The sequence below is a fragment of the Arachidicoccus terrestris genome (assembly GCF_020042345.1).
GTDB classification, from domain to species: Bacteria; Bacteroidota; Bacteroidia; order Chitinophagales; family Chitinophagaceae; genus Arachidicoccus; species Arachidicoccus terrestris.
The window spans coordinates 1,137,480-1,151,142 of sequence record NZ_CP083387.1; the positions used below are offsets into that span (position 1 = coordinate 1,137,480).

Annotated in this window: 13 protein-coding genes; 7 read left to right on the forward strand and 6 right to left on the reverse strand. The window is 42.5% G+C overall.

Annotated elements, in window-relative coordinates; translation table 11 throughout:
- Nucleotides 1-113 precede the first annotated feature (113 nt).
- The 3 genes from K9M52_RS04485 to K9M52_RS04495 all read left to right on the forward strand — a co-directional run bounded on the left by K9M52_RS04485 (nt 114) and on the right by K9M52_RS04495 (nt 4,824).
- Nucleotides 114-671, forward strand: a complete 558-nt coding sequence (locus K9M52_RS04485) for an inorganic diphosphatase (RefSeq protein ID WP_224070865.1) — start codon at nt 114-116, stop codon at nt 669-671.
- A gap of 56 nt (nt 672-727) precedes the next feature.
- A complete protein-coding gene (locus K9M52_RS04490; protein WP_224070866.1) occupies nt 728-910 on the forward strand; it encodes a hypothetical protein in 183 nt (60 codons plus the stop codon).
- Nucleotides 911-1,071: 161 nt separating this feature from the next.
- Entirely contained in the window at nt 1,072-4,824 is a 3,753-nt protein-coding gene (locus K9M52_RS04495) for a DEAD/DEAH box helicase (protein ID WP_224070867.1), read from the forward strand.
- A gap of 280 nt (nt 4,825-5,104) precedes the next feature.
- Here the strand turns inward: K9M52_RS04495 and K9M52_RS04500 are convergent, their stop codons facing one another.
- Nucleotides 5,105-5,968 carry a TlpA family protein disulfide reductase gene (locus K9M52_RS04500; RefSeq protein WP_224070868.1) on the reverse strand — a complete coding sequence of 288 codons (864 nt, stop codon included), beginning with the start codon at nt 5,966-5,968 and terminating at the stop codon, nt 5,105-5,107.
- Nucleotides 5,969-6,091: 123 nt separating this feature from the next.
- The gene (argH, locus tag K9M52_RS04505; protein ID WP_224070869.1) at nt 6,092-7,426 is read right to left on the reverse strand and encodes an argininosuccinate lyase; all 1,335 of its coding nucleotides are present in this window, start codon (nt 7,424-7,426) and stop codon (nt 6,092-6,094) included.
- A 138-nt stretch (nt 7,427-7,564) separates the two neighbouring features.
- Between argH and K9M52_RS04510 the strand changes: the two genes are divergently transcribed.
- Entirely contained in the window at nt 7,565-8,083 is a 519-nt protein-coding gene (locus K9M52_RS04510) for a gluconokinase (protein WP_224070870.1), read from the forward strand.
- A 7-nt stretch (nt 8,084-8,090) separates the two neighbouring features.
- Here the strand turns inward: K9M52_RS04510 and K9M52_RS04515 are convergent, their stop codons facing one another.
- Nucleotides 8,091-8,774, reverse strand: coding sequence for a TMEM175 family protein (locus tag K9M52_RS04515; protein WP_224070871.1), 684 nt, complete (start codon nt 8,772-8,774; stop codon nt 8,091-8,093).
- A gap of 199 nt (nt 8,775-8,973) precedes the next feature.
- On the opposite strand from K9M52_RS04515, the gene K9M52_RS04520 reads away from it, so the two are divergent.
- From K9M52_RS04520 to K9M52_RS04530, 3 genes are all read left to right on the forward strand, one after another.
- Nucleotides 8,974-9,234 (forward strand): hypothetical protein, encoded by a 261-nt coding sequence (locus tag K9M52_RS04520; RefSeq protein WP_224070872.1) that lies wholly within the window; start codon nt 8,974-8,976, stop codon nt 9,232-9,234.
- Nucleotides 9,235-9,566: 332 nt separating this feature from the next.
- Nucleotides 9,567-10,103: a DUF2975 domain-containing protein gene (locus K9M52_RS04525; protein ID WP_224070873.1), complete on the forward strand. Its 537-nt coding sequence runs from the start codon at nt 9,567-9,569 to the stop codon at nt 10,101-10,103.
- A 4-nt stretch (nt 10,104-10,107) separates the two neighbouring features.
- Nucleotides 10,108-10,362 (forward strand): helix-turn-helix domain-containing protein, encoded by a 255-nt coding sequence (locus K9M52_RS04530; RefSeq protein WP_224070874.1) that lies wholly within the window; start codon nt 10,108-10,110, stop codon nt 10,360-10,362.
- Between the two features lie 147 nt (nt 10,363-10,509).
- Here the strand turns inward: K9M52_RS04530 and K9M52_RS04535 are convergent, their stop codons facing one another.
- The 3 genes from K9M52_RS04535 to K9M52_RS04545 all read right to left on the reverse strand — a co-directional run bounded on the left by K9M52_RS04535 (nt 10,510) and on the right by K9M52_RS04545 (nt 13,659).
- Nucleotides 10,510-11,619 carry a M20 family metallo-hydrolase gene (locus tag K9M52_RS04535; protein WP_224070875.1) on the reverse strand — a complete coding sequence of 370 codons (1,110 nt, stop codon included), beginning with the start codon at nt 11,617-11,619 and terminating at the stop codon, nt 10,510-10,512.
- A gap of 94 nt (nt 11,620-11,713) precedes the next feature.
- Nucleotides 11,714-12,505 carry an acetylglutamate kinase gene (gene argB / locus K9M52_RS04540; RefSeq protein ID WP_224070876.1) on the reverse strand — a complete coding sequence of 264 codons (792 nt, stop codon included), beginning with the start codon at nt 12,503-12,505 and terminating at the stop codon, nt 11,714-11,716.
- Nucleotides 12,506-12,627: 122 nt separating this feature from the next.
- Nucleotides 12,628-13,659 (reverse strand): Rossmann-fold NAD(P)-binding domain-containing protein, encoded by a 1,032-nt coding sequence (locus tag K9M52_RS04545; protein ID WP_224070877.1) that lies wholly within the window; start codon nt 13,657-13,659, stop codon nt 12,628-12,630.
- Nucleotides 13,660-13,663 lie beyond the last annotated feature (4 nt).

Sequence of the window (13,663 nt, forward strand, 5' to 3'; positions counted from 1 at the left end):
CTTACAGGTGTTTGTCTGCATAAGTTTTAACGTGTAATATCTGCACGCGGCGAGGGATAAATAGGTATTTATAATTACCTTTGCACCCAAATTTCCTATTAAACAAAAAAGGCATGATTAAAACTACGCAGGTTTTGCATCCCTGGCATGGCGTTGAGACTGGCAAAAATGCACCGGAATTCGTGAATTGTATTGTAGAAATCCCTCAGGGATCCCGTTCCAAATATGAAATCGACAAAGCCAGCGGCCTGCTGAAACTGGACAGAGTCATCTATTCATCCTTCCACTACCCTGCCAATTATGGCTTTATCCCCCAGACATACGGCGATGATAAAGACCCCCTGGACATTTTGATTATCTCCAGCATGACCATTCAACCCATGTGTATTGTCGAAGCCAAGGTTATTGGCGTTATGCAGATGCTGGATGGCGGAGAAGGAGATGACAAGATCATCGGTGTAGCAGCCAATGATCCTGCCATCAACTATTATGAAAATATCGAAGAACTGCCTAAACATTTTTTCAACGAATTACGTCACTTCTTCGAGCAATATAAAGTACTGGAAAAGAAGACTGTTAAAGTCGAAGAGTTCGGCAACAAACAACAGGCCCTGAATATTATTAAAGAAGCAATGGTCTCTTACAACAAACTGTTTACAGAAGAAAAATAGGAGCCGGGCGCACTAATTTTTATTTTTTTACCTACATTTGTAAAAATTTTACTGAAATGGAAGAAACAACATCACGTGGAAAATATTGGGTATGGTTTGTCATTTGGCTGGCAATTATTATCGGTCTGATGATCTGGGCCAGACAATGGTTCTGGTTGGCTTTACCTGGCGTTTTGACCTATTTTGTAAAAGCAATGGGGCTGATGGACGAGAACAAAAAAGAAGATCAGTTCTATTAAGAAGCTGACTGATATTATAAATAACATTAATACAAGGGATAAATTTCGGTTTATCCCTTTTTTTATGCCTTCAGCGGCCGATTGCCCCTTTAAAAATACCCTGAAAATCGTTACCTTTGCAAATTGCTTTTTGGCAAACTAATATTTGAAAAAGACAAGCATTGTTACCATTTTTTATAAAACAGATTTATAGTAACGGATCCGAAGAAATCACAGCACGCGGCCGGAAGATTTTTAATAGTGGCAGAATTGAAGTCGCTCATCACGACACATTATCCAACACGATCAGCTTCCGGGTAAAGGATGATATGTATGCCAGCTGGTATAAAGTGCAGGTTCGTGGCTATAAAGACGAATCTACTTTATCTTTAAAGTGTAACTGTACTTATAATCTGGGAGAACTCTGCAAACATGAAGTAGCGGTGCTTTTCCAGTTGCAGCAAATGTCTGATCAGCATCTGTTGGCCAACGTTGAGGTTAATTATGATCAGCAACACACGACCTTGCGCATGAACCGGTTGGATCTGAGGCAGATCCGGGCATTCGCTGCGACAGAGACCTATGAATCCGCAGAAGAATCCTTACGGATGAGCAAGCCATTATTGCTGGAAAGTGCTAATGAAAAGGTGGTCGCGGAAATCACGGTAGACAGGGAAGTATTTCCGGTCATTATACAGAAAAATACAGAAAGAAACTTTGATACAAGCTGTAACTGCGGCAGTGAAACGCATCATCCGCTTTGTCTGCATAAGACAATATTGCTTTTACACCTGGTCAACATTGGAGGCGCCGATTATTTTGACACCATACGAAACTGGGATCGGGAAAAAAATCAATTATTAGGCCTATACGGTTTCTCACTGGAAGATGATCTTTCCGGCAAATTTGAGTTTACATATAAAAACGGCAAACCCTTCTTACGCGTACTGGATCCCAATATCAAAAAGGTCGTTAACCCCAACAGCTTTAACCCGCAAACCAAGATCGTCAAACAGGAAATCGCCCCTGAACCGGAAGTACTGGAAAAAGAAAACGGCGATTTCAGGGTGGGTATTGTTATAGCCGAAAATCAGCATCAATATCCTTTTGTGCAATTCATTCCTGTAAGGGGTGAGACAAATGAAGCAGGCACCAATTTTATCGATCAGATCGAAAAGCTCGATTTTGGCAAGACCATCGATTCGGAGAAAATAGCGGAAGAAGACTGGAATATTGTTCATACACTGAGAAAAATATCGACCAGTGAGGTCAACCGCTATCTGGATCGCAATTCTGAGTTTAGCGGCATATGGGATAATATCGTTCAGCAAAAAGGTCAGCCGTTAACTGAGGATACACGCAGACTTATTGTAGATTACCTCTACCAAAAGCTGAAACATTTATTTAATCTATCTATTGACAGTTACCTGACGTTTTATCTTCCGAAAGGCAAAGCGTTGTCTTCTGCCAATATAGAACTGGCCAATTACTCTATCAATTATGTCAAACCCCATTTCGAAGTGGCCCATAATGACGGAAAATACGAGGTCATCTGTAAGGTCGATACCCTGCTCGGCGAGAAGCTGATCACAGAAAACGAAATGGGCTCCAATTTGTTATTCCAGGTAGAGAACCAGTTTTATCTGTGGAGTAAGGCCGAAGACGTTATTACCGTGGAAAAATTCCTGGATGACGGCCGCATCCTATATGATGAAGACCAGTGGGAGCATGCGCTATTTGACTTTGTCATACCCTTATCAAAAGACTACAAAGTTAATTTCACGAATATCCAGCAGGAAGAGATTTTCGATATGATTCCTGAATCCAGGATCAACTTAAAGGAAAGGGGCGATTATCTGGTATTCGACCCTATATTCATTTATCATAATCACCGCATTACAGATGAGCAGAATGATCAGATCATTTTGCCACAGAAAGATAAATTACTGATCATCCACCGTAACCGTGAGGCTGAAAACGCGTTCTTTCAAAAAATACATAGTCTGCATTCAGGTTTTGCGGTCGTTAATAAAAACCAACTGGCCCTGAAAGGGCAGGACGTATTAAAAAATAACTGGTTTTTTCTCTTCGTAGACAGTATGAAGGAAATGAACGTACCCGTCTATGGTTTTGAAACCCTGAAAAAGTACCGGTTTAACACGGCTAAGCCGACGACCGTTATTAATCTCAGCACCCATACAGACTGGTTTGATGCAAAGGTGGATATCGATTTTAACGGGCAGAAGATCTCGGTCGCCGAGATCAAGAAAGCCCTGAATAATAAACAGCAATTTGTACAGCTGAAGGATGGCACGCTAGGCGTCTTACCGGAAGAGTGGCTCAAAAAATACAGTCTTTTATTTCAGGTGGGTGAAACAACGGATTCCTCACTAAAACTAAATAAATATCATTTTACCATCATCGATGAGCTGTACGCTCAAAGAGATGAAAAAGAACTGATTTTCCACCTGGAGGAGAAATATGAGAAGATACGCAGGGAACACGTCATTCATGAGCTCGAAGTTCCTCAGCATCTAAAATCTATTCTACGCCCCTATCAGTCTGCAGGCTATCACTGGCTGAACTACCTGGATACCGTAAAATGGGGCGGTATACTGGCCGATGATATGGGTCTTGGTAAGACCATCCAGACGCTGACCTATCTTTATCATTTAAAGCAGGAGAAAGCTACTGCGTTCTCTGCTTTAGTCGTTTGCCCCACTTCTCTGCTGTACAACTGGGAAAACGAGATCCGTAAATTCACGCCTGGCATTACGTACTTTATCCATCACGGTGCAGGACGTAATCTGGCGAAGATCATATCCGGTGATTCAGATATTATTATTACTACCTACGGTACACTTCGTAGCGATATCAAGCATTTTGTCGAGAAGCGTTTCAATTATGTTGTGTTGGATGAAAGCCAGGCGATCAAGAATCCGGTGAGTAAAATCGCCAAAGCCGTTAACCTGTTGCAGGCTGACAACCGGCTTTGCCTGAGCGGTACTCCCCTACAGAACAATACATTTGATATCTATGCACAGATGAACTTCCTGAATCCCGGGCTTTTAGGCAGTGTGGAATGGTTCAAGCAACAGTTTGCCATTCCTATTGATAAGTTCGGAGAAAAACAGCAAAAAGAACAGCTCAGGAAGCTGCTTTTCCCATTTATCCTGCGCAGGACAAAAGAACAGGTAGCAAAGGACCTTCCGGAAAAAACTGAACAGGTACTTTTCTGTGAAATGGGTAAACACCAACGGGAAATATATGAAGCCTATCGCAATGATGTCAGGGATAAAATATTGGGAATGATCGATCAACAGGGCGTACAACGCTCCCAGTTATCTATTTTGCAGGGCCTTATGCGACTGCGTCAGATCTGTGACAGCCCTGCCATTATAAAAGACGAGAACTTTCCGAATCACTCCATCAAGATCAAGGAGCTGACCAAAGAACTGGAAGAGAACCTCAGTAATCATAAGGCACTTATCTTCTCACAATTTTTGGGCATGTTGGGTCTTATCCGGGAAAAGCTGGATGAGATGGGCATTAAATACCAGTATTTTGATGGCGGCACCTCAGTAAAAGACCGGGAAGTGGCGATTCAAAACTTCCAGAATGACGATGATTGCCGCGTATTTCTAATCTCCCTGAAAGCCGGTGGCGTGGGTCTGAACCTGACCGCTGCTGACTATGTCTATATCGTTGATCCCTGGTGGAATCCAGCAATCGAGCAACAGGCCATTGACCGTACCCATCGTATCGGTCAGACCAAAAACATATTCGCTTACCGGATGATCTGTAAGGACAGCGTGGAAGACAAGATTTTGACATTGCAGGATCGTAAAAGGGCCCTCGCCAATGAGTTAATTGCAGAGGATAGTTCCTTTGTCAAGAGCCTGACCAAAGAAGATATTGAATATTTATTCAGTTAGCATTCATGCGATAGTCGCTAACGTTCCATTCTTTTGATTTTTGCGCCAAAATAGTTATATAGAACGTCAAAAGCTTCTTCTTGAAAATTGATATTCGTTCTAATAATTGTATTTCACCTCTTTCACCCAAATGTGATTACATAACACTTCGCATTGGGAAGGGTGTGAATATTCACAGCCCATTTCTTGATCCCATAGCTAAAGAATATTCATAAAGCGAGATCCCACCTTGATTCAATTTTTTAATAATCTGTCTTTTGTCATCAATTGAAAATTCACCTTAACGCAGGCTTGTCACCGCTGGTTGGGCCGGGCCGGTAAGTAATTTATTAAACACCCTTCTAATTGATTTAAAATTGCCGATTTTTATAATCTTACCATCCTTTCCAACCAAAATCTTGGTAGGAAATTCGAATACGCCCAGCTTTCCTTCTATATATGCCTTCGCGTCAGGAACAATCTGAAAAGCGAAGCCCTGCCTTGTCAGGAATTTTTCAATGGCAGCGCTGTCATCCAGACAAAGGCTCAAAAATACGACATCCTTCCTGTCCTTATATGGATACACCCACCGGTTCAGATCAGGCATCTCATTTACACAAGCGGTGCATCTCACAAACCAGGTATCCAATACAAGAATCTTTCCTTTACAATTGGCATTTGTATAGTTTTTTCCTTCGATCGTTGTGAAATCAAAATCAGGCAGTGGTGTCCCTTCCTTTTCAAATTGCCATAACGCTGTGGCTGCCATTTGCCGGATGGTACCGGCGATATCAGTCACAATTTTCTCGGGCAATGGTATGAGCTGATAAGTATATTGATCCTGGTTAATTCCTGTATTTACAGGCATAAACTTACCTGTATTTAATTTCTCCAAAAAGACTTTTTTAGAGATTTGTTGACTGTCCGTATTCAATGCAATAAAATTCCTTGAAAGGTCAACACTGTCATACCAATAATTCCAAAAGCTCTTAAAATCCTTGGTCAGTTTATTTACATCCGGATGAAGCGTTATGGCAACGGATGCCGGTTGATCAGCAGTAGCATGCACATTAACCCGGTCCGTTCGCGTATCACAGCCAATACTGAATAATCCAAAACAGCAAACAGGCATCAAACATGTAGATAAAAGAAAATTTATACGCATACAATGACTTTGATCAACGTACCGGCAATGAATATACAACAAATTCCCTTTATACCCCCTTTTTACGTAGCATAGATATATTCATCTATTGCTGAAATCATTTTAATCAAATGACGGACGCTCTCAGGATTGCAGCAGTCGTTCTATGGCTTTGTGATAAGTAATAAAATCAAAGCTGGAAAGCGCTTTATCCATATTGGCTTTAATCTGGGCGGTGCAAAGATTACCGATACTTCCTTCATGGGTATGATGCACTTTAGTGGAATAGTCAAACTTACCGGCTTCAATATCCAGCCCCACTTTCTTGTACGCGTCCCGGAACGGCATACCGGCTAAAACCAGTTTATTGACTTCTTCTACACTGAAAATATATTTATACTTAGGATCTTCGACGATATCTTTATTAACTTCCATATGACTGATCATGAGTCCCGTCATTTCAATGCAGTTATGGAGGGTCTGGAAGGCCGGGAACAAGTGCTCTTTTAATAATTGCAGTTCCCTGTGATAACCCGAAGGCAGATTGGTAGTCATCATCATTATCTCATTCGGTAAGGCTTTCATCCGGTTACTATACCCCCTGATCAATTCAAATACATCCGGGTTCTTTTTGTGTGGCATAATACTGCTACCGGTGGTCAGTTCCGGCGGAAAAGAAATAAAAGAAAAGTTCTGTGACAGGTACAGGCAGCAATCCATCGCCAGCCTGGCCAGGGTCTCAGCAATGCCCGCCATTGCCATGGCAGTGACTCTTTCTGCCTTGCCTCTGCCCATCTGCGCATAGACCACATTATAATTTAAGTCAGCAAAACCCAGGAGCTCGGTAGTAAGTGTCCTGTTTACCGGAAAAGAGGATCCATATCCGGCCGCTGAGCCTAATGGATTTTTATTGACTACCTGATAGGCTGATTGTAATGTCAGCATATCATCAGCCAAGCCTTCTGCGTAAGCACCCAGCCATAGTCCAAACGACGAAGGCATGGCGATCTGCAGATGGGTATAACCTGGTAATAACACATCTTTATATGCTTCACTCTTTTCTATCAATAAATCAAACAAAGAACGTACGTCCCTGGTGATTTTTTCTATTTCTGCTCTGAGAAATAACTTGAGGTCTACCAGCACCTGATCATTACGGCTTCTGGCCGCATGGATCTTTTTGCCTGTATCCCCCAATTTCTTTGTTAGCAGAAACTCTATCTGGGAATGGATATCTTCCACCTCTTCCTGAATCGCGAATTTTCCTTGAAGAATATCCTTATAGATATCCTTCAATGCCGCAAGCAGCTCATTTTTTTCAGCTTCCGTCAATAAACCAATAGTGGAAAGCATCGTGGCATGCGCCATATTGCCCAGAACGTCAAAAGGGGCCAACTGCGTATCAAACTCTCTGTCCCTGCCGACAGTAAAATTTTCTACTTCTTTCAATGCAGTTGTATTTTTCGCCCAGAGTTTCATCGATATCCTATTTTAAAATGATTGATATGCCGCCACTGCCGTATATACCGGCCCCTGCCGGAAGGCAATGATTTCCTATGCAAAGAAACAGTATTTAACGCGGATTATAATATCTTTGAAAGACAAAAACAGAAAAAGATGCGGGGAAAATGTATAATCGTTATGGGTGTTTCGGGCTGTGGCAAATCCACCATCGCTAAAGCCATACAGCAGCAAACGGGTGCTATTTTTCTGGAGGGAGATGATTTTCATTCCCCAGAAAATATTGCCAAAATGCACAGTGGGCACCCTTTAAACGACCAGGACCGCGCCGGATGGTTAAAAGCCATCCACGAAAAAGTGACAGCCCTTACAGAAGACAGTAAAGATGTCATCGTTTCCTGCTCAGCACTCAAAAAAAGTTACCGGGATATCCTGCGCCGTGATATTGACAATATGCTGTTTGTCTATCTGAAAGGGTCCTTTGCGTTAATCCATTCCTGGATGGTAGCCAGGAAGCACCATTTTATGCCGGCTGGGCTCCTTAAAAGTCAGTTTAATACCCTGGAAGAGCCGGGTTCTGCCGAAAAAGACACGATTACCATTCATATCCAGCCAAATCTTAAAAAAGAAATCCATCAGGTCTTTGAACGGCTGCGCGGCAGGGGGTATATGTAATAACCCTTTATTTCCTGTTATTTTTTTTCTGCGGGCGAGGTTTTTCTCCTTCTTTATCTTTGACCAGCCTGAAGTAAAGCGGGATCAACATCAGTAAGTATCTGCCCCAAACCGCATCAAAAATCCAGCAGGCTAAAAAGGAAATCAGAAAGGCAAAAGGAAGGATGAGCGCCCTGATTTTGGCATTACGTACAAATCTTTTAGGAAAAACCTGCTTACAAACAGGATTACCGGGTTTAGTAATATAAACCCATATCCAGAAATTCGTCAATCCGCAAAAGATGATATTCAGGCTGTATATTAAAAATGGCCCCAGTAGATGCACATATTGCTCGGATACATATGCACTATAAACCTGGGTTGAGAAAGGCATCAGCACAATGGCCGCCAGCAGCAGTAAATTCAGGAAAATCAGCTTAGGCGAATAATCCGTAATATAGCCAAAAACTGCATGATGTTTTGACCAGTAAAGCCCTATGAGCGCAAAACTCATAAAAAAGCCAATAAATTCCGGGACCATTTCCGCCATTTTCTCACTAAAAGAACGATTGGTAAGCGGAAGTCCTTCCAGACTGGGTGGATGAATTTCAATGATTAATAAAGTAATGGCAATGGCGAACACGGCATCACTGAACAAAATAAGCCGGTCCACCTGGAATCTTTTTCTTTCTTCAGTCAGCAAATCATGCATACGTCGCACTTGAAGTTGGACAATAATGAAATAATTATCTAATATCTATGCTAAAATTAAGGTGCGGTGCGAGAAATTTGGCAGGGTTTGTCTCTTTTTTTGTCAATATTTCCCGTTTTTTTTCTACTTTTAAAAGGAAGTCAAGGCAAAAACGCTGGATTTTGGGTATCTATTCCCCTCAACCCCTAAAAATTGACCTATGATGGAAGATAAAAAAAATAAAGGTAAACACAATCTGTTCGATCTAAAGCATCTTAATAAAAGCAAGGTCATCTGGCTGAGTGTCCTATGGGTAATCGCCGTTGTTTGTTGCCTGATTTACATGAGTGATTTTTTTAGCCGATCGGTTTTTACCAGAAGGTCCTTTACCCTATGGGTTATTTTGATTGTCTCCGGGTATACCATTGTCAAGATTCATAGAAATTACAATCGCCAAAAAAGAGGCGAAGAAATATCATAGACAGCCTTGCTTTTGACTTTCCAGCGCATCTGCCGGCACTGATTAAATGTCATAAACTATAGCCATACGTTGAATCCTGCAGTCAGGGTTATAGTAATAATCCTTTGTTTGCAGTTTTTATCCATTTGAAAAATTCCGGGTCGTATATACTTTCCGCTATATCTATAGCCTTCCGGGATAAAAGCTTACTGCTCTTCCCCTTTGGCTTCAGCCTGATATGAAACTCAACCGTTTTGAAGAAGTCAACCTTAAAAAGAATAATATCGACAAATATTTATTGTTTATCAATAAATATTTATTACCTTTGCATTAAACATCAAAACCTAAATGTTATGGCAAAACGAGATAATCTGCTGTTCAAAGCTTTGCTGGTAGTAGCTTGGCTCATCTTTACAGGCTTATGTATACAAACCGGAGGTCTGGTTGTCAATTTTATTTTTAGTATCTGCCGGCCAGACTATTTACCACGGCTATACCAGAAGCTGGATCTGACTGATATGTACAGACATGGCAGGTGGGCTTTTTTCGGGATGTACACATTCATCCTTTTCATCTCCTTTCTAAAAGCTTATCTATTCTATATTGTCATCAGACTTATGCACAAATTCGATTTATCAAAACCGTTTAATCACTTTGTTGCCACGCAGATAACTAAAATCAGCGCCTGCGCCTTTTCTATCGGAATTATCAGCTATATCGGACATCAATCTGCCAGTAATCTGCAACATCATGGTTATATAACGGATACGCTTAACCCATTTTGGGCCGACAGTCACGCATTTATTTTAATGTCAGCCATCGTCTATATCATAGCCGTTATTTTCAAAAGAGGCATTGACATCCAAACCGAAAATGATTTAACCATATAATTCCATGCCGATAATAGTCAACTTAGATGTCATGATGGCCAAGCGTAAAATGTCGCTAAATGAGCTTTCCGATAAAGTTGGTCTGACGCTCTCTAATTTATCCATTTTGAAAACAGGGAAAGCAAAAGCCATTCGGTTCAATACATTAGAAGCAATATGCCAGGCACTCAATTGCCAGCCGGGAGATATTTTGGAATATGCCAATAGCTCCCCGGCAACAGATAGGGCCGGTGAGAAGGATAAAACAGAAGCAGAATAAAATAACTTCTGTTATACTGTCCATTACCCCGGACATGCAGCCGATCCCAATAAAAAGCGGGCCGCCTCATCCTTATTGTCGATAAGAGATAAAGCGGCCCGCTGCGTTTTATATTAACGTGTACCTATTATAGCATCTTAGGGATACCTAGATAAACCGGGTGGTGTCCAGCATCTGAATATATCTTTCTATTCCTGATTTAATCTCATCCACATAAATAAACTCGTCGGCGGTGTGAGATCTGGCACTGTCGCCAGGCCCGCACTTCAGAGCCGGGAATGGCATTAATGCCTTATCAGAACAGGTAGGAGATCCATAAGGCTCCCCGCCCAGCCGGATAGCCGCCTGAACCAAAGGATGCTCCACTTCAATACGGGTGGACCTCAGCCGAATGCTACGTTCTTTAAAATCGCTTTTGATATTGTCCTTTATAATAGCCAGGACCTCCTCATGGGTATAACAGTCAGGTATACGGATATCTACAACAAAGCTACATTCTGCCGGCACGACATTATGGGCTTTATTCTCTGTTTCTATGACAGTAACAGTCTGGTGTACTTCGCCCAGCCACTCAGAGTCTTTAGGGTATTTAAAGGTTTCAAACCATTGAATATCTTTAAGTGCTGTATAGATCGCATTATCGCCTTCATTGCGGGCAGCATGTCCGGCCCGGCCCTGCGCCTTGGCATCCAGTACCATCAGGCCCTTTTCTGCGATAGCCAGGTTCATTTTCGTAGGTTCGCCTACGATCGCTGTAAATCTATCCTGCTGCTTAAAATCCGGGTGATGAAGGCTCGACAAAAATTCATCGTGCTTAAGTAGCGCCTCAATACCATCTTTACCGGTAATCTCCTCTTCCGCGGTTGCCGCCAGTACCAGATTGAAGGACAAACCCGGATTGTCATAAAAATGTACAAATGCAGCGATCAGTGATACCAGGCATCCGCCGGCATCGTTGGATCCCAGTCCGTATAATTTCCCGGCTTCTATATCAGGCACAAAAGGGGAACGGGTATATTTAGGATTCGGTTTTACCGTGTCGTGATGCGAGTTGAGTAATATGGTAGGCTTAAGGGGATCAAAATACTTATTGATCGCCCAAACATTGTTCAGATATTGGCGGGCCGGAATATCTTTATTATGCAAGAAGGTTCTGATAATGACTGCGGTCTTATCCTCCTGTCGGGAATAAGAAGGTGTGGCAATTAATTCTTTCAGCAAATTGACTGCGTCCTCAAATAGAGAATATTGTTCCATGCGTTTTTGTTTTCCAGATAACCGGCCTGTATGGACATGCTCAGATAGGATCATCCTGATACCCACCAGCCGTTACCTGCGATTTATTTTTTGTTTAAAGATGAATGAGCGTTCCTTTTGTGTTTATTGTGGTGTTGGCATAGAGGTCATTACTGTCACCTATCAGCACATCTTTTACACCACTGTGAATAGCGGCAAAGGCATTATCAATTTTCGGGATAATGCCTTCAAATAATTTCTTATCTGTTAATAACTGCTGATAAAGCGCCTGATCAATCTGACCAATAACGGAATCTTCGTTCTCGATATCCATCAGTACGCCTTTCTTCTCAAAACAATAGATCAGGCGGACCTCAAAGGCAGCAGAAAGCGCCACAGCCAAGACAGAAGCGATAGTGTCAGCATTCGTGTTCAGCATATGCCCCTGACCGTCATGCGTCAATGCTGCAAATACCGGTGTAATATCTTGTTGAAGTAAAGAGGAGAGAAATACGGTGTTGATAAGGCCATCGTGGACATCTCCAACCCAGCCAAAATCCACTTCTTTTACCGGTCTTTTTACTGCAGGGATTACATTGGCATCCGCCCCCGTAAGGCCGATGGCATTTACCTGCAAGGCCTGCAGGCTGGCCACTATCTTTTTATTGACCAGTCCTCCATAGACCATGGTCACCAGATCAATGGTCTGGTCATCAGTAATACGTCGTCCCTGATGATAATTGGGTTCCATACCCAACTGCTGTCCTATTTTTGTAGCAATCTTACCTCCGCCGTGGACCAGTATTTTTTTACCCTTCACACCGGCGAATGTTTGGAGAAAACCTCGCAGTTTCTCAGGGTCATCAATCACGTTACCGCCAATCTTAATTACAAATAATTGTTCCATATATTAAAAAGTAAATTGAGTGGTAGGACCCCTCACCCACTGTCTTACCTTTTGATAGCTTTAGCCTTCTACAGGCCGGCTTATGGAAACCGGCCTGAGATAAGGCTACGCTGGAACAAATACTAAGAGCGTCGCAACAGTTCGCTGATAACCGCCTGGGCAGCCCAGACCCGGTTACCCGCTTCCTGTGTTACGATACTATGGGCACTATCCAGCACCTCATCACTGAGTTCGACATTTCGCCGAACAGGTAAACAATGCATGACTTTCGCCTGGCGTGTCAACTGTAATTTTTCCAGTGACAACATCCAGGAAGGGTCGTTTTCAAATATCTTTCCGTAATCATTATATGTGCTCCAGTTCTTAACGTAGACAAAATCCGCATCTTTTAACGCCTGATCCTGATCATGTACAATACGGGCACCTTTGGTAAATTCAGGGGCCAGCTCATACTGTTCAGGATGCGCTATAACGAATTCACTCTTTCCCTGCCAGGCGCACATCCACTGAGAAAAACTATTAGCCACGCACTGAGGCAATGGTTTTACATGGGGGGCCCAGGTAAGCACTACCTTCGGCTTACGACCCATGAAATCTTCCGGACGATCCCGCATCTGTTCAGTGATGGTGATCACGTCTGTCAGCGATTGCAGGGGATGTAGTGTCGCACTTTCCAGGCTGATTACCGGCCTGCCGCAATACTTAATAAACTCGCTTATATAAAGCTCACTATAGTCATCTTCCCTATTGACCAGAGAAGGAAACGTACGTATGCATAAAATATCAAAATAGCTTCCCAGAATAGGCGCTGCATCCTTTACATGCTCAGAGGTGCTCCCACTCATAATGGCGCCTTCCTCAAATTCTAACTGCCACCCTTCCTTATCCACGTTAAACACGATGGCTTCCATGCCCAGGTTCCTGGCAGCGATCTGTGTACTCAAACGTGTTCGCAGGCTCGGATTCAAAAATAACAACCCGATGCGTTTTCTATAACCCAACTGAGCATCTTTAAAAGGATCAGCTTTATATTCAAGCGCCCTTTTCACGAGTGTATCTATATCAGAGACATCCGTTGCTGTCGTAAACTTACCGGTTAACAGAGAGCCGGCTTCTTTTAAATTGACAGACCCCGCGGGAATTGATTCTTCCATTTTT